The organism is Pseudomonas sp. SORT22, assembly GCF_018417635.1.
GTDB lineage: Bacteria > Pseudomonadota > Gammaproteobacteria > Pseudomonadales > Pseudomonadaceae > Aquipseudomonas.
The window spans coordinates 1841206-1856938 of record NZ_CP071007.1; the positions used below are offsets into that span (position 1 = coordinate 1841206).

At 64.5% G+C, this 15733-nt stretch carries 14 protein-coding genes and 4 tRNA genes; 15 read left to right on the forward strand and 3 right to left on the reverse strand.

Translation table 11 applies throughout. From position 1 onward, the window contains the following. Positions 1-22: 22 nt before the first annotated feature. The 14 genes from truA to JYG36_RS08765 all read left to right on the forward strand — a co-directional run bounded on the left by truA (position 23) and on the right by JYG36_RS08765 (position 10594). Positions 23-847: a tRNA pseudouridine(38-40) synthase TruA gene (gene truA, locus JYG36_RS08700; RefSeq protein WP_045195741.1), complete on the forward strand. Its 825-nt coding sequence runs from the start codon at positions 23-25 to the stop codon at positions 845-847. Between the two features lie 61 nt (positions 848-908). Continuing rightward, complete coding sequence (locus JYG36_RS08705; RefSeq protein WP_045195103.1) at positions 909-1529, forward strand: phosphoribosylanthranilate isomerase; 621 nt, start codon at positions 909-911, stop codon at positions 1527-1529. Positions 1530-1808: 279 nt separating this feature from the next. Continuing rightward, positions 1809-2729, forward strand: coding sequence for an acetyl-CoA carboxylase, carboxyltransferase subunit beta (gene accD, locus JYG36_RS08710; RefSeq protein WP_045195100.1), 921 nt, complete (start codon positions 1809-1811; stop codon positions 2727-2729). Continuing rightward, entirely contained in the window at positions 2726-4033 is a 1308-nt protein-coding gene (folC, locus tag JYG36_RS08715) for a bifunctional tetrahydrofolate synthase/dihydrofolate synthase (RefSeq protein WP_093380618.1), read from the forward strand. Before accD ends, folC begins: the two co-directional genes overlap by 4 nt. Further along, positions 4017-4685, forward strand: a complete 669-nt coding sequence (locus JYG36_RS08720) for an SPOR domain-containing protein (RefSeq protein WP_213603602.1) — start codon at positions 4017-4019, stop codon at positions 4683-4685. The genes folC and JYG36_RS08720 overlap by 17 nt, the downstream gene beginning before the upstream one ends. 99 nt (positions 4686-4784) lie before the next feature. Then, complete coding sequence (locus JYG36_RS08725) at positions 4785-5339, forward strand: CvpA family protein (RefSeq protein WP_045195095.1); 555 nt, start codon at positions 4785-4787, stop codon at positions 5337-5339. Between the two features lie 41 nt (positions 5340-5380). Beyond that, a complete protein-coding gene (gene purF / locus JYG36_RS08730) occupies positions 5381-6886 on the forward strand; it encodes an amidophosphoribosyltransferase (protein WP_010223267.1) in 1506 nt (501 codons plus the stop codon). 15 nt (positions 6887-6901) lie between these two features. After that, positions 6902-8113, forward strand: coding sequence for an O-succinylhomoserine sulfhydrylase (locus JYG36_RS08735; protein ID WP_093380622.1), 1212 nt, complete (start codon positions 6902-6904; stop codon positions 8111-8113). An 11-nt stretch (positions 8114-8124) separates the two neighbouring features. Further along, complete coding sequence (locus tag JYG36_RS08740; protein ID WP_174242333.1) at positions 8125-8883, forward strand: SDR family oxidoreductase; 759 nt, start codon at positions 8125-8127, stop codon at positions 8881-8883. A gap of 166 nt (positions 8884-9049) precedes the next feature. Then, positions 9050-9125 (forward strand) — tRNA-Val (locus JYG36_RS08745). 76 nt (positions 9126-9201) lie between these two features. Continuing rightward, positions 9202-9278: transfer RNA gene (locus tag JYG36_RS08750), tRNA-Asp, on the forward strand. A 99-nt stretch (positions 9279-9377) separates the two neighbouring features. After that, positions 9378-9454: transfer RNA gene (locus tag JYG36_RS08755), tRNA-Asp, on the forward strand. Between the two features lie 111 nt (positions 9455-9565). Beyond that, positions 9566-9642, forward strand: a tRNA-Asp gene (locus tag JYG36_RS08760). A 202-nt stretch (positions 9643-9844) separates the two neighbouring features. Beyond that, positions 9845-10594 (forward strand): SDR family oxidoreductase, encoded by a 750-nt coding sequence (locus tag JYG36_RS08765; protein ID WP_213603603.1) that lies wholly within the window; start codon positions 9845-9847, stop codon positions 10592-10594. Between the two features lie 8 nt (positions 10595-10602). Here the strand turns inward: JYG36_RS08765 and JYG36_RS08770 are convergent, their stop codons facing one another. Further along, positions 10603-12156 carry a methyl-accepting chemotaxis protein gene (locus tag JYG36_RS08770; protein WP_249744410.1) on the reverse strand — a complete coding sequence of 518 codons (1554 nt, stop codon included), beginning with the start codon at positions 12154-12156 and terminating at the stop codon, positions 10603-10605. Between the two features lie 266 nt (positions 12157-12422). Between JYG36_RS08770 and JYG36_RS08775 the strand changes: the two genes are divergently transcribed. Further along, positions 12423-13283: a DUF2242 domain-containing protein gene (locus tag JYG36_RS08775; RefSeq protein ID WP_093380626.1), complete on the forward strand. Its 861-nt coding sequence runs from the start codon at positions 12423-12425 to the stop codon at positions 13281-13283. A 203-nt stretch (positions 13284-13486) separates the two neighbouring features. Here JYG36_RS08775 and JYG36_RS08780 read toward each other — a convergent pair whose 3' ends face one another. After that, positions 13487-14527, reverse strand: a complete 1041-nt coding sequence (locus JYG36_RS08780; protein WP_093380628.1) for an AraC family transcriptional regulator — start codon at positions 14525-14527, stop codon at positions 13487-13489. 3 nt (positions 14528-14530) lie between these two features. Continuing rightward, positions 14531-15652, reverse strand: coding sequence for a carbon-nitrogen hydrolase family protein (locus tag JYG36_RS08785; RefSeq protein WP_213603604.1), 1122 nt, complete (start codon positions 15650-15652; stop codon positions 14531-14533). Between the last annotated feature and the right edge of the window lie 81 nt (positions 15653-15733).

A 15733-nucleotide genomic window follows, 5' to 3' on the forward strand; every position in this document is an offset into this window, starting at 1 on the left:
CATTGATAACGCGGCTGCCGAAGTGGCCGCCGAAGGCTTCTTTCGTATCGCCCTGGGCGTTGAGTACAAAGGTTCGCGCTACCGCGGCTGGCAGCGCCAGGCCAGTGGCGTGGCAAGCGTGCAGCAAACCCTCGAAGAAGCCTTGTCGCGGGTGGCCGATTCGCCGGTCACCCTGCACTGTGCCGGGCGCACCGATGCCGGCGTGCATGCCTGCGGCCAGGTGGTGCATTTCGACACCCAGGCGGTGCGCAGCATGAAGGGCTGGACCATGGGCGCCAACATCAACCTGCCGCACGACATCAGCGTGTCCTGGGCCAAGCAGATGCCGGCGCACTTCCATGCGCGCTTCAAGGCCATTGCCCGGCGTTACCGCTACGTGATCTACAACGACCAGATCCGCCCGGCGCACCTGGGCGAAGAGGTGACCTGGAACCACCGGCCGCTGGACGCCGAGCGCATGGCCCTGGCCGCCGAGTACCTGGTCGGCACCCACGATTTCAGTGCCTTTCGCGCCGGCCAGTGCCAGGCCAAGTCGCCGGTCAAGAATCTCCATCACCTGCGTGTTAGCCGCCACGGCCAGATGATCGTCCTCGACATCCGCGCCAGCGCCTTCCTGCACCACATGGTGCGCAACATTGCCGGCGTGCTGATGACCATCGGCGCTGGCGAGCGCCCGCCGGAGTGGGCCCTGGAAGTGCTGCAAAGCCGCGAGCGGCGCGCCGGCGGGGTGACCGCGCATCCGTATGGGCTGTACCTGGTGCAGGTCGAGTACCACGACGAGTTCGAACTGCCCGAGCGTTACATCGGCCCACACTTCATTACCGGCTACGAGGCATTGACGGGCTGACGGCCCGCAAGCCATTTGCTAACATCCGGGACTTTCCGCTTTCTGCTGAGGTTCACAGGTCATGAGCGCCGTTCGCAGCAAAATCTGCGGCATTACCCGCATCGAGGATGCGCTGGCCGCAGCCGAGGCGGGCGCCGATGCCATCGGCCTGGTGTTCTATGCCAAGAGCCCGCGGGCGGTCGATGTGCAGCAGGCGCGGGCGATCATCGCCGCCTTGCCGCCGTTCGTCACCACCGTCGGCCTGTTCGTCAACGCCAGCCGTTGCGAGCTGACGGAAATCCTCGAAGCGGTGCCGCTCGACCTGCTGCAGTTCCATGGCGATGAAACCCCGGCCGATTGCGCAGGTCACAACCGTCCATGGATCAAGGCCTTGCGGGTGCGCCCGGGCGACGACCTGGAGGCCAGCTGCAAGCGCTACAGCGGTGCCAGCGGCATTCTTCTCGATACCTACGTGGCCGGCGTGCCCGGCGGTACCGGCGAGGCGTTCGACTGGTCGCTGGTGCCTGCGCAACTGAGCAAGCCAATCATCCTCGCCGGCGGCCTGTCGCCGGATAACGTCGCCCAGGCCATTGCGCAGGTGCGGCCTTATGCGGTGGATGTCAGCGGCGGCGTGGAGCAGGCCAAGGGCATCAAGGACCCGGCGCGGATCGAGGCGTTTATCCGCGCGGTCAAGCAGGCGTGAAAGCGCTGCATGCTGCGGATGTGACGGCTGGCCGCGCGCCATCGTCCATAGCTTTCGCAGCCCGGTGCTGCCGGATCGCGCCCATGGGGCGGTCGAAATTAGCGGGTGACGCCACGGGCGTCGCCCTTACAGGTTGACGAGGGTGCGGTATCGGGGTGGCTCGCTGCAGGCGGGCGCCGGAGCCGCATCTTCATCGCGTCATACACGAATTGAGCTCAAGGGCATACGCGCGAGCCGGCAGCCATAGCCTGCCGGTCGCCGCTACTGGAGAAAGAAAGCATGAGCAACTGGTTAGTAGACAAACTGATCCCTTCGATCATGCGTTCCGAGGTGAAGAAGAGTTCGGTCCCTGAAGGCCTGTGGCACAAGTGCCCGTCCTGCGAGGCCGTGCTGTATCGTCCGGAGCTGGAAAAGACCCTGGATGTCTGCCCTAAGTGCAACCATCACATGCGTATCGGCGCCCGCGCCCGTATCGACATCTTCCTCGATGCCGAAGGTCGCGCCGAGCTGGGCGCTGACCTGGAACCGGTCGACCGCCTGAAGTTTCGCGATGGCAAGAAGTACAAGGACCGCCTGACTGCTGCCCAGAAGCAGACCGGCGAGAAAGACGCACTGATCTCCATGAGCGGTACCCTGCTGGGCATGCCGATCGTGGTCAGCGCCTTCGAATTCTCCTTCATGGGTGGTTCGATGGGCGCCATCGTCGGCGAGCGTTTCGTCCGTGCCGCCAACTACGCCCTGGAAAACCGCTGCCCGATGGTCTGCTTCTCGGCCTCCGGTGGTGCGCGCATGCAGGAAGCGCTGATCTCGCTGATGCAGATGGCCAAGACCTCCGCAGTACTGGCACGCCTGCGCGAAGAAGGCATCCCGTTCATCTCGGTGCTGACCGATCCGGTCTACGGCGGCGTTTCTGCCAGCCTGGCGATGCTTGGTGATGTCATCGTCGGTGAGCCCAAGGCGCTGATCGGCTTTGCCGGCCCGCGGGTGATCGAGCAGACCGTACGCGAGAAGCTGCCAGAAGGCTTCCAGCGCAGCGAGTTCCTCCTGGAGCACGGCGCCATCGACATGATCATCCCGCGTCAGGAGCTGCGTCAGCGCCTGGGCAACCTGCTGGCCCAGATGATGGGCCTGCCGACGCCCACGTTCGTCGCCCCGGTGATCGAGCCGATCGTCGTGCCGCCGGCGCCTGCCACCGTATGACCCAACGTACCCTTGGCGACTGGCTCGCCTACCTCGAGCAGTTGCATCCGTCGGCCATCGACATGGGCCTGGAGCGTTCGCAACAGGTCGCTGCGCGGCTCGGGCTGGGCCAGCCGGCGCCACGGGTAATCACCGTGACCGGCACCAACGGCAAGGGTTCGACCTGCGCCTTCGTTGCCGCGTTGCTGCGCGCCCAGGGCCTCAAGGTCGGCGTCTACAGCTCGCCGCACCTGCTGCGCTACAACGAGCGGGTGCAGATCAACGGCGCTGAAGCCGGCGATGAGCAGCTGTGCGAAGCCTTCGCCGCGGTTGAAGCGGCCCGTGGCGACATCTCCCTGACCTACTTCGAAGCCGGTACCCTGGCGGCGTTCTGGCTGTTCAAGCAGGCGGCGCTCGACGCCGTGGTGCTCGAAGTCGGTCTGGGCGGACGCCTGGATACCGTCAACATCGTCGATGCCGACCTGGCGCTGGTGACCAGCATCGGCGTTGACCATGTCGACTACCTGGGCGACACCCGTGAGTTGGTGGCCTTCGAGAAGGCCGGGATCTTCCGCCAGGGCAAGCCGGCCCTGTGTGGTGACCTCAATCCGCCGCAGCCGTTGCTGGACAAGGCCCGTGCCCTGAACAGCCCGCTGTTTTTGCGCGGTCGCGATTTCGACCTGGCCAGCACTGACCAGTACTGGCAGTGGCGTGGGGTCAATGCCCGTGGCGAGGTGGTTGAGCTGCAGGATTTGCCGCTGCTCGACCTGCCGATGGAAAACGCCGCGTTGGCATTGCAGGCCTACCTGTTGCTCGACCTGCCGTGGGATGCCGGGCAGATTGCCGAGGCCCTGCGCAGCACGCGCATGGTCGGCCGCCTCGATCGGCGAGCCTTTACCTGGCAAGGCAAACCTTTGACTATCCTCATGGATGTCGGGCACAACCCGCATGCTGCCGAGTACCTGGCTCAGCGCCTGGCCACCCGGCCGCCGCAGGGCAAGCGCCTGGCGGTGTTCGGTTTGCTCGCCGACAAGGACCTCGACGGTGTGCTCAAGCCGCTGCAGCACCAGGTTCAGGCCTGGGCCGTGGCGCCGCTGGACACCGCCCGCAGCCGGCCGGCTGGCGAGTTGCAGGCGGCGCTGACGAACCTTGGCGCTGCGGTGCAGTCTTACCCCAGCGTCGCCGCGGCCCTGGAAGGGCAGTGCGCGCAGGCAACGGCGGATGACGAAATCCTGCTGTTCGGATCATTTTTCTGTGTCGGCGAAGCCCTGCAGTGGCTCGACCGGCAGGCCACGGAGGACGGGGCAAATGGCATTGCTGGATAAAGTGGTCAAGCAACGCATGGTCGGGGCGCTGGTGCTGGTGGCGCTGGCGGTGATCTTCCTGCCGATGCTGTTCTCGCGCGAAGACGAAATGCGCCAGGTGCGCGTCGAAGCCCCCGAGGCACCGGCTGCGCCGACCCTGCCGCAAGTGCAGGTAGAGCCGGTGCAGGTCCCCGAGCCGCAGGTAGTGCCTGAAGAGCCGCTGATCGTCGAGCAGGCCACGGCACCGGTGCAGGCGCCAAGCACGCCGATTGCCCCGGCGCCGGCCGCCACGCCGCTGCCGACACCGGCCCCGGCCGCACCGGCTGTCGCGGCAAAACCGGCGACGCCGGCGCCCGCCAAGGTAGAAGCCAAGCCGGCAGCCACCGTCGCCGCTGCGACCAAGCCTGCTGCGGGCAAGATCGACGCCAATGGCCTGCCGGTCAGCTGGTCGATTCAGATGGCCAGCCTGGCCAACCGCGCCAGCGCCGACAACCTGCAGAAAACCCTGCGCAGCCAGGGCTACAACGCTTATATCCGTTCGGCCGAAGGCATGAACCGGGTGTATGTCGGACCGTTGATCGAGCGCGCCGAGGCCGAGCGCCTGCGCGATGTGATCAACCGCCAGCAGAAGCTCAAGGGCTTTGTCGTACGCTTCCAGCCCGAGCGCAGTTGAACCCTTGCCGCCCGGCCCGTACCGGGCGGTAAATCACTGCTTACCGACAGCCCGTTGCTCTGGTAAAATGCGCCGCCTTATCCGTTTGCAGGCAACACTGTGGCATTTACCTGGGTCGACTGGGCGATTCTCGCGATCATCGCCATTTCTTCGCTGATCAGTCTCAAGCGCGGCTTTGTCAAAGAGGCCTTGTCGCTGCTTACCTGGATCATCGCCGGTGCCGTGGCCTGGATGTTCGGTGGCTCGCTGTCGCAGTACCTGGAAGCTTATATCCAGACGCCTTCGGCCCGGGTCATCGCCGGATGCGCCATTCTTTTCGTCGCCACCCTGCTGGTGGGGGCCATGATCAACTTTCTCATCGGCGAGCTGATTCGCGTCACCGGGCTGTCCGGGACCGATCGCTTCCTGGGCATGGCCTTCGGCGCCGCCCGCGGGGCCTTGCTGGTGGTCGTGGCGGTCGGGCTGTTGAGCCTGGGGCCGGTACAACAGGATCAGTGGTGGCAGGAGTCTCGCCTCCTGCCACAATTTCTATTGGTGGCTGACTGGTCGAAAAACCTCATTCTGGGGTTCACCAGTCAGTGGCTAGCCAGCGGGATCAGCGCACCGGCTGATCTCCCGTTCCAGGAACAGCTGCTGGGGCCCAAAACGCCTTGAGCGCTTTTCAATCCAGTTTCATTAAGTAGGGGTTGCGTCGCATGTGTGGCATCGTCGGTATCGTCGGTAAGTCGAACGTCAATCAGGCGCTGTATGACGCGCTAACCGTCCTCCAGCACCGCGGCCAGGACGCTGCCGGTATTGTGACCAGCCATGATGGCCGGTTATTCCTGCGCAAGGACAACGGCCTGGTCCGTGACGTATTCCAGCAGCGCCATATGCAGCGCCTGGTCGGTCACATGGGTATCGGCCACGTGCGCTACCCGACCGCGGGCAGCTCGACCTCGGCCGAGGCCCAGCCGTTCTACGTCAACTCGCCCTACGGCATCACCCTGGCGCACAACGGCAACCTGACCAACGTCGAACAGCTGGCCAAGGAGATCTACGAGTCCGACCTGCGCCACGTCAACACCAGCTCTGACTCGGAAGTGCTGCTCAACGTCTTCGCCCATGAGCTGGCGGTGCGTGGCAAGCTGCAACCGACCGAAGAAGACGTGTTCGCCGCGGTCACCGACGTGCACAACCGTTGCGTTGGCGGTTACGCGGTGGTGGCGATGATCACCGGCTACGGCATCGTCGGTTTCCGCGATCCCAACGGTATCCGCCCGATCGTCTTCGGTCAGCGTCACACCGACGAAGGCGTCGAGTACATGATCGCTTCCGAAAGCGTTTCTCTGGACGTGCTGGGCTTCACCCTGATCCGTGACCTGGCGCCGGGCGAAGCGGTGTACATCACTGAAGAGGGCAAGCTGCACACCCGTCAGTGCGCGACCAACCCGCAACTGTCGCCGTGCATCTTCGAACACGTCTACCTGGCCCGGCCTGACTCGATCATCGACGGCGTCTCGGTGTACAAGGCGCGCCTGCGCATGGGCGAGAAGCTGGCCGAGAAGATCCAGCGCGAGCGCCCTGACCACGACATCGACGTGGTCATCCCGATTCCCGACACCAGCCGCACCGCAGCGCTGGAGCTGGCCAACCACCTGGGCGTCAAGTTCCGCGAAGGCTTCGTCAAGAACCGCTACATCGGCCGTACCTTCATCATGCCCGGCCAGGCCGCGCGCAAGAAATCGGTACGCCAGAAACTCAACGCCATCGAGCTGGAGTTCCGCGGCAAGAACGTGATGCTGGTCGACGACTCGATCGTGCGCGGCACCACCTGCAAGCAGATCATCCAGATGGCCCGCGAAGCCGGCGCGAAAAACGTCTACTTCTGCTCGGCCGCCCCGGCGGTGCGCTTCCCTAACGTCTACGGCATCGACATGCCGAGCGCTCACGAGCTGATCGCGCACAACCGCAGCACCCAGGATGTCGCCGAGCTGATCGGCGCCGACTGGCTGGTCTACCAGGACCTGCCGGACCTGATCGAAGCGGTCGGCGGTGGCAAGATCAAGATCGAGCATTTCGATTGCGCGGTGTTCGACGGCAAGTACGTCACCGGCGACATCGACGAAGCCTACCTGGACAAGATCGAGCAGGCGCGCAACGACGCCTCCAAGGTCAAGAACCAGGCGGTCAGCGCGATCATCGACCTCTACAACAACTAAGTTAGGAGCAGCGGCATGACACAGGAATGGGATGCCGGGCGCCTGGACAGCGACCTCGAAGGGGTCGCTTTCGACACGCTGGCGGTACGCGCCGGCCAGCATCGCACGCCGGAAGGTGAGCACAGCGATCCGCTGTTCTTCACCTCCAGCTATGTGTTCCGTACGGCGGCCGATGCCGCCGCGCGGTTCGCCGGCGAGGTTCCAGGCAACGTCTATTCACGCTACACCAACCCCACCGTACGCGCGTTCGAAGAGCGCATCGCCGCCCTTGAAGGCGCCGAGCAAGCGGTTGCCACCTCCACCGGCATGTCGGCGATTCTCTCGACCGTCATGGCCCTGTGCAGCGCCGGCGACCATGTGCTGGTGTCGCAGAGCGTCTTCGGTTCGACCATCAGCCTGTTCGAGAAGTACTTCAAGCGCTTTGGCGTGCAGGTCGACTACGTGCCGCTGACCGACCTGGCCGGCTGGGACCAGGCGATCAAGGCCAACACCAAGCTGCTGTTCGTCGAGTCACCGTCCAACCCGTTGGCGGAGCTTGTGGATATTGCTGCCCTGGCTGAAATCGCCCATGCCAAGGGCGCGCAGCTGGTGGTCGACAACTGCTTCAGCACCCCGGCCTTGCAGCAGCCGCTGAAGCTGGGCGCCGACATCGTCGTGCATTCGGCGACCAAGTTCATCGACGGCCAGGGCCGTTGTATGGGCGGCGTGGTTGCCGGGCGCAGCGAGCAGATGAAAGAAGTGGTGGGCTTTCTGCGCACCGCCGGGCCGTCCCTGAGCCCGTTCAACGCCTGGATCTTCCTCAAGGGCCTTGAGACCCTCAACCTGCGCATGCGCGCCCACTGCGCCAATGCCCAGGCCCTGGCCGAATGGCTGGAGCAGCAGGACGGTATCGACAAGGTCCACTACGCGGGCCTGCACAGCCATCCGCAGCACGAGCTGGCCAAGCAGCAGATGAGCGGCTTCGGTGCAGTGGTGAGCTTTGAGGTCAAGGGCGGCAAAGAGGGCGCCTGGCGCTTCATCGATGCCACCCGGCTGATTTCGATCACCGCCAACCTGGGTGACAGCAAGACCACCATCACCCACCCGGGCACCACCTCCCACGGCCGCCTGTCGCCGCAGGAGCGTGAGGCCGCCGGCATTCGCGACAGCCTGATCCGGGTTGCCGTGGGGCTGGAAGACGTCGCTGACCTCAAGGCCGACCTGGCCCGCGGGCTGGCGGCACTGTGATCGACTGGTCGGTGGGCGACAGCAGCCATAACGGCCGCGTCGCCCTGGTCACCGGCGCGGCGCGGGGCATCGGCCTGGGCATTGCCGCCTGGCTGATCAGCGAAGGCTGGCAGGTGGTGCTCACCGACCTCGACCGTGCCCGTGGCGCGAAAGTGGCCAAGGTGCTGGGTGACAACGCCTGGTTCGTCGGCATGGATGTCGCCGACGAAGCCCAGGTAATGACCGGCGTGGCCGAAGTGCTGGGCCAGTTTGGCCGGCTCGACGCCCTGGTATGCAACGCGGCGATTGCCGACCCGCACAACACCACCCTCGAAAGCCTGAGCCTGGCCCACTGGAACCGGGTGCTGGCGGTCAACCTCGGCGGCCCGATGCTGCTGGCCAAGCACTGTGCGCCGTACCTGCGCGCCCATTGCGGGGCGATCGTCAACCTGGCGTCAACGCGCGCCGGGCAATCGGAGCCCGACACCGAGGCCTATGCCGCGAGCAAGGGCGGGCTGCTGGCCCTGACCCATGCCCTGGCCATGAGCCTGGGCCCGGAGATTCGCGTCAACGCCGTCAGCCCCGGCTGGATCGACGCCCGTGATCCAGCCCAGCGCCGTGCCGAGCCGCTGACCGAAGCCGACCATGCTCAGCATCCGGCGGGCAGGGTAGGGACGGTAGAAGACGTGGCGGCGATGGTGGCCTGGTTGCTGTCGCGCAACGCCGGCTTCGTCACCGGCCAGGAATTCGTGGTCGACGGCGGCATGACCAAGAAGATGATTTATCGGTAGCGGCAAGCGACAAGACGTCCGCGTTGTGCTTTTGATTTTGCTTTTTCTTGTAGCTTGCAGCTTGAACCTTGAAGCTGTTTTTTCCACCTCCGTGAAAAAAACTTCAATCAGGCTATTGACTTAGGTTCGATACCTGCGTAAATTTCGCCACCTCAGCGAAGCACACGGGTGATTAGCTCAGCCGGGAGAGCATCTGCCTTACAAGCAGAGGGTCGGCGGTTCGATCCCGTCATCACCCACCACTTCCTGAGATGTTCCTGACCCGACACTTTCGCAAGAAGGTGTTACCAGAGAGGAACCGGACGCAAGTCCATATGCGCAGCGGTAGTTCAGTCGGTTAGAATACCGGCCTGTCACGCCGGGGGTCGCGGGTTCGAGTCCCGTCCGCTGCGCCACTTTTCTCCAGATCGGTTTAACGACCGGTTTGAGGTTCCAGGGCCAAACAGCCTTGTAGCCAGATCCCAGTTTCAAGCGGGCGCAAGCCTGTACGATACGCAGCGGTAGTTCAGTCGGTTAGAATACCGGCCTGTCACGCCGGGGGTCGCGGGTTCGAGTCCCGTCCGCTGCGCCATCTTCGCTTCGAGGCCCTTGAACTCCTCGAAGCAACAAAGAGAGCGACCTGAGGTTGCTTTTTTTGTGCCCGGGATTTGCAGCCTTTGCGCAGCCCGGGTGAGCACGACACGCAGCGGTAGTTCAGTCGGTTAGAATACCGGCCTGTCACGCCGGGGGTCGCGGGTTCGAGTCCCGTCCGCTGCGCCATATTGCAGTACCAGAGAAAGCGACCTTCGGGTCGCTTTTTTTGTGCCGAAATTTTGGCACCGTGGTACGTTCATCACCAGCAAGGCCGGCTCCCACTCTGTGGGAGCCGGCTTGACCCGCGATGCTTTTCAGGCCTGCTTGGTCTGCATCCAGTCCGCACAACCGGTATGCTAGCGCCTCAAGTCTTCCACTGAGGTTCAGGATGAACAATCTTCAAGACTCGATCGCGGTCATCACCGGTGCCGGACGCGGCCTGGGTGCCGCGTTGGCCATCTCCCTGGCCGACGCTGGTTGCAAGGTCGTGCTCTGTGGCCGCAACGAAGCAGCCCTGGCCCAAGTCGCTGCCACGATCGAAACCCGCACCGCTCAACTGCCATTGACTGTCCAGGTCGATCTCGCCGACAGCGCCAGCGTTACCCAGGCAACGCAGGCCATCAGCCAGCGCTTCCCCACTATCGATCTGCTGATCAACAACGGCGCCATGTGGCTGGAGCACAACGAGCAAGGTTATTCTCCTGAAGAGGTCCACGGCGTGATCAACGCTGCGGTCACCGGTACCTTCCTCTTCACCCAGGGCTTGCTGGCCTCTCTGCGCCGCTCTCAGCGCCCGGACATCGTCACCATAGGCTCGATCAGCGCGCTGCCCAATGCCGCCTTGCACAGCGTCTCAGTGCCGTTCTACGCCGCCAAGCAGGCCCAGCGTGCACTGGCAGAGGGGTTGCGTCAGCAACTGGCCGGTACGCCGATCCGTTCGCTGTGCGTGCACCCGCCGTACCTGGACGACATCTGCCCGACGCAACCGGCCTGGGAGGCCGCCGCCCAGCGCCAGAAGGGCGAGCGCGGCACCAACCGTGACGTGGTCGAGGCCGTGCTGTTTGCCGTGACCCGGCCGCGGCATGTGAGCCTGTCGTCGATCGTTATCGACAGCGACGACGGCGGCCTGTTCGGCTGACTTACCGGTTACACCCGAAAGCGCGCCACCAGCTGTTGCAGTTCACTGCCCAGGCGCGCCAGTTCCACCGACGAAGCCGCCGTCTGCTGCGACGCGGTGGACGACTGTTCGGCAACGTCGCGCACGCTGAGCACACTGCGGTTGATCGATTCGGCGACGCTGCTCTGCTGTTCGGCGGCGGTGGCGATCTGCAGGTTCATGGTCTGGATGCCGGTCACGGTCTGGGTGATGGCCTGCAGCTCGATACCGACCTGGTTGGCCAATTCCACAGTACCGCCGACCTGTTGCTGGTTGGCTTGCATCATTTCGGCGGCTTTCTGCGCGCCTTGTTGCAACGACAGAATCAGCGTCTCGATCTGCGCTGTTGATTGCTGTGTGCGCTGGGCCAGCCCGCGCACTTCATCGGCGACCACGGCAAAGCCGCGCCCGGCCTCACCCGCGCGCGCCGCCTCGATGGCGGCGTTGAGAGCCAGCAGGTTGGTCTGTTCGGCAATGGCGTTGATCACCGTCATCACGGTGCCGATGCGCTCGCTTTCTTCCGACAATTGGCTGACCGCACTGGCGCAATTGCCGATGTCGTCGGCCAGCTGGCCGATCTGGCTCAGGGCCTGCTGCACTACGCGGTTGCCCTGTTTGGCCTGGCTGTCGGCCTGGTGCGTGGCTTCGCTGGCTTCTTCTGCGTTACGCGCGACTTCCTGGACGGTGGCAACCATCTCGCTCATTGCCGTGGCCACCTGGTCGGTTTCGACCTTCTGGCTGGTGATGCCGGCGCTGGTCTGTTCAGTGATGGTCGACAGCTCCTCGGCGGCGGTCGACAGCTGGCGGGTGACATGCCCGGCCTGGCCAAGCATCTCGCGCAGGTTCTCGCCGCTTTGCGCCAGCGCCTGCAACAGCTGGCCGAATTCGTCGCGGCGTGGTTCGCTGGCAGTGTTGGTCAGGTCGCCTTGGCCAATGCGCCGGGCAATTTCCACCGCCTGGCGCAGCGGCTGGGTGACCTGGCGGATGATCAGCGCACTGATCAGCACGCCCAGCACCAGGGCTGCGAACAGCAAGCCCAGCATCAGGCTGCGGCTGTCGCTGGATTCCTCGGTGCTCTTCTGGTTCTGCAGGGTGATCAACTGGTTGATCGCCTCCAGGCCCTGATGCACGGTCTGCAGCAACTGGTCATGCAGCTTGCTCTGCAGCAGGGTGCCGCCGCTGGCCGCCTTGAGTTGCTCGAACTGTTGCAGGTACTGCTTGAGATCATCGCCAGTGGCCTTGAGCAGGCGCTGCGAGTCGGCATCGGGCAGGGCGCCGAGGTTTTCCTCGACCAGGCGGCTGGCCTCCTGGTGGGCCTGTACCAGCTGGCTGGCGAAGCTGCCTTCGCGGCGTTGCTCGAAGCTCAGCTGGGCGGCGCGCATTTCATTGAGGTTGTCGAGGATGTAGTTGACCGACACCAGGCGATCGGCGCGCTGGGTCAGGGTGTTCAAGCTGTTGATGGCGGTAATGGCGAGTAGCACCATCAGTACCAGAATGGGCGCAAAGCCAAGCAGCAACTTGATTTTCACAGATAGGTTTTTCACCGAGATAACTCCTGTCGACCGGTAGGCGGTGATGGCTAGTTGCCAGCGTAGTCGTAGAATGGGCAGGGCAAAAGTCGGATGGGTCCGATCTGTTCGTAGGGCTTGAGCGAAGGATTTGTGGGTTTATCGACCAATGGTCAAACCCCGGCATCAGGGGCGATCACTGGCCCCTTGTATGAATTTTCTGCGGTGATTGCCCGCCTGTGGTTTCAGCATTCCGTCGATGTGTTGCACAATAGGCGCCGACCGTTTCCTCAGGATTTGCAATGTCAAAGTCAACCGTCTGCGGTGCGCTCGGGCTGGCCCTTGTGCTGGCGGGTGTTTCCGGCTGTTCTTCGAAGAAAGCTGCCATTTACGAACACGAGAATTTCGACGACTCGGGTACCTTCTCGCGCAGCTTTGCGGTGAGTGAAGCCGGTACCTGCGAAGCGGCGCGCCGTGCCTTGCTCAGCCAGGGCTATATCATCACCAGCAGCGACGCTGGCCAGGTCAATGGCAACAAGAGCTTCCAGCAGACTGGCGATTCGCACCTGCAGATCAGCTTCAACGTGGTCTGTGCCCGCGACAGCGGCGACGAGCAGCGCTCGACCATGTTCGCCAACGCCCTGCAGGATCGCTATGCGCTGAAAAAATCCAACACCTCGGCCAGCCTCGGCGTTGGCGTGCTGGGTTCGGTGTCGATGCCGATCGGCTCCAGTGACGATTCGATGGTCAAGGTTGCCAGCGAGACCGTGACCTCGGCCAAGTTCTACGAGCGTTACTTCGCCCTGGTGGAAAGTTTCCTGCCCAAGGAAACCAAGAAGAAGGCTGAGGCAAAGCCTGCAGCCAAGCCAGCGGTGGAGCTGGGTGTGCCCGAGACCGCGCCGGCAGCACCAGCGGCCGCCCTGGCTCCGGCTCCGGTTGAAGCACCAGCGGCTGGCGTACCGGTCAGCGAACCGTCGCCGGCCCCGGCTGCCGAAGTGCCGGCCGCGCCGGTGGTGGATGACAGCAGTGGCTCGCAGCCGGTGCCGCCGCCCGCCGAAGCTGCGCCGATCAGCGTCCAGGACAGCAGCACACCGGCACCCGTAGAGCCGACCCCGACCATCGCCCCGGTAGCACCGGCCAGCAGCGAGCAGGCGCCGCTGTAAATTCGCCCGTCTCTGCTACGTTGTTTTGATAAGCGTCATTGTCATTTTTCTTTCATCGCGGCACTTTAGGCTCGTTGATGAATCAATGACATGAATGAGAAACAACGGAGCAGACGATGGACGACTATCAAGAAGAACTACTCGAATACCGCGCCATTGAGCTCGACCCGGTCGAGCCGGCCGAAGACGCTACCGAGCTGTAATCAGCCGGTACGCCGCTGGCTGCGGCGAAACTCGCCCGGGGTGATGCCGTTCCAGCGCTTGAACGCACGCTGAAACGCCTCCGCCGAGGCAAACCCGAGCAAGTAGGCAATCTCGCCAAAGGCCAGTTCCGTGTCACGGATATAGGTCATGGCCAGATCGCGCCGGGTATCGTTGAGGATGGCGCGAAACTGCGTGCCTTCCTCGGCCAGCTTGCGCCGCAGGGTCCAGGTCGGCAATTGCAGGTGCCTGGCCACTTCCTCCAGATCCGGTTCCCGTCCGCCATTCAATAGCGGCCCCAGCAGGTGGGCGATGCGCTCGCCCAGGCTGCGTATCCGCGTGCGTTGCTCAAGCTCGGCCTCACACAGCTGCAGCAGGTGCTGCCAGGTGCTCGGACAGTGCGCCGGGTTGCGCAGGGCCAGGTTGGCGCGGCTCAGGCGCAGTTGATTGGTGGCGGCGCCAAACTGCACCGGGTTGCAGCTCAAGGCCTGGTAGTGGGCGGCGTAGGCGGGCGCCTCGAACTCGATCTCGACCCGTTCGGCCAGCAGCATCGTACCCGCCAGGCTCGACAGCTGCGCCAGCCAGCCGGCCAGCAGCGAATCCACCACGAAGCGGTTATAGGCGTTGTACGGGCTAATCGAATAGAACCGTAGCCAGGCGCCGCTGCTGTCTTCATGAAAGCTTGAGTGCCCGCGGTAGTTGGCCGCGTACAGTGGCTCGAAGCGCAACAAGGTGCGCGCCGCTTCGCCCACGGTGGGTGCTTGTGCCGCAGTGACGCCGGCCAGGCCGGCCTGGCCCAGGCGGCTGATGTGGCCCATGCGCAGGCCCAGGGCCGGGTCGCCGGTCAGTTCGATGGCGGCATGGCCCAGGTGCATATAGCGCGGGATCGACAGGCGCGCGCCGGCTTCGGCCAGGCGCGCTGGCTCCAGGCCGTAGCGGGCGAGCAGGGCCGTAGGATCGATGCCGCGTTGCTGCAGGGTTTCGCTCAGCGGCTGGATAAAACCGACCGACAGGTCGCCCAGGCGCACGCGGGGACGGTTCATGCCCTACAACCAGAGGTTCAGCAGGCGCGCACCGGGGCTGGACGTGCCGCCCAGGTTCACCCCGTTGAGCTGGGCAAAGCCCTGGCCATCGGCGGCCAGGTCCCAGAAGCGCCCGCGCAGGAACACACTCATGCTGCTGACCCTGGCGGCGTTGGCGTTCAGGGTCAGGCGTTGCCAGGCTTCGTGTTCGCTCACCTCACCGGGCTTTAGCGCCAGCGACGAGGCCAGGGGTTGATGCCGGTTGCCGCGCCACGGCGCGTTCCAGCTGTCATGGCCGCTGAGAAACACCGGGTTGGCGACGATCTGGGCAAACTGGTTGGCCAGTTGCTGCTGGTTGCTCGGGTACCAGCTGTCGCTGCCGATCAACACGCCCAGGCGCCCGGCCGGGGTTTGCAGCACCTGTGGCGGTTGATCGGTGCCGCTGCTGATAAAGCGCCGCACTTCACTGTCCGGGTGCTGCTGGCGTTGCGGCTGGCCGAGCACCGAGCCGTCGCTGGCGAACACCAGGCTTGCGTTGTACAGGGCGCCGGAGCCGATGCGCAGGGTACCGCGCTCGACGTAAGGTTCAGGCAGGACGATGGAGCCGGCCACCAGGGTCACGCCGAACTCCTTGGCCAGGCCGCCGAACAGCTGCTGATAATCCTCGGCCATCTGCCCGGCTTTCATCCGCAGGTGGGCGTCGGCACGGCGGTCGTCACCCTCGGCGCCGAGCAGGGCCAGGCCGTAGCGCAGCGGGTTGCTCAGTTCCAGCCATTGCAGGGCTTCGCGGCGTTGGGTGACCTGGTACAGCTCGCTCTTCTCGCCTCGGGCCCACAGCCAGGTGCCGATGTGTTCGGGCAGGATGACGATGGTTTTGGCGTTGACCAGGCCCTGGGCGCGGGCGTGTTCAAGGTAGGCGGCCAGCTTGCGGTGCAGGCGCTGCAGGCTCTGGTAGTCACCGGGGAACAGCTGCGGCTCGACGCCCAGCAGGTTGCCGTGATCGGCCGGCACGCCTTCGCTCAGGGCCAGCTCGATGCGCAGGTCCGACAGGTAGTGCCCGGCCGGGCGCTGCTCGGTCCAGAAGCCGTAGCCACTGAGGACGGCAATGACAACCAGCGCCAGGGCGCTCAACAGAAGTTTTCGCATGAAACGGGACAGCGCCGAAAAGGGATTCGGCCCCTAGGGTAGACCCCGAGTGCAGCAGGATCAATAACTTGTCACTTTCGG

Bases quoted from the DNA above. Each gene is read 5' to 3' on its own strand.
- JYG36_RS08705 (WP_045195103.1), top strand. From the start codon at position 909: ATGAGCGCCGTTCGCAGCAAAATCTGCGGCATTACCCGCATCGAGGAT.
- accD (WP_045195100.1), top strand. From the start codon at position 1,809: ATGAGCAACTGGTTAGTAGACAAACTGATCCCTTCGATCATGCGTTCC.
- folC (WP_093380618.1), top strand. From the start codon at position 2,726: ATGACCCAACGTACCCTTGGCGACTGGCTCGCCTACCTCGAGCAGTTG.
- JYG36_RS08720 (WP_213603602.1), top strand. From the start codon at position 4,017: ATGGCATTGCTGGATAAAGTGGTCAAGCAACGCATGGTCGGGGCGCTG.
- purF (WP_010223267.1), top strand. From the start codon at position 5,381: ATGTGTGGCATCGTCGGTATCGTCGGTAAGTCGAACGTCAATCAGGCG.
- JYG36_RS08735 (WP_093380622.1), top strand. From the start codon at position 6,902: ATGACACAGGAATGGGATGCCGGGCGCCTGGACAGCGACCTCGAAGGG.
- JYG36_RS08765 (WP_213603603.1), top strand. From the start codon at position 9,845: ATGAACAATCTTCAAGACTCGATCGCGGTCATCACCGGTGCCGGACGC.
- JYG36_RS08775 (WP_093380626.1), top strand. From the start codon at position 12,423: ATGTCAAAGTCAACCGTCTGCGGTGCGCTCGGGCTGGCCCTTGTGCTG.
- JYG36_RS08780 (WP_093380628.1), bottom strand. From the start codon at position 14,527: ATGAACCGTCCCCGCGTGCGCCTGGGCGACCTGTCGGTCGGTTTTATC.
- JYG36_RS08785 (WP_213603604.1), bottom strand. From the start codon at position 15,652: ATGCGAAAACTTCTGTTGAGCGCCCTGGCGCTGGTTGTCATTGCCGTC.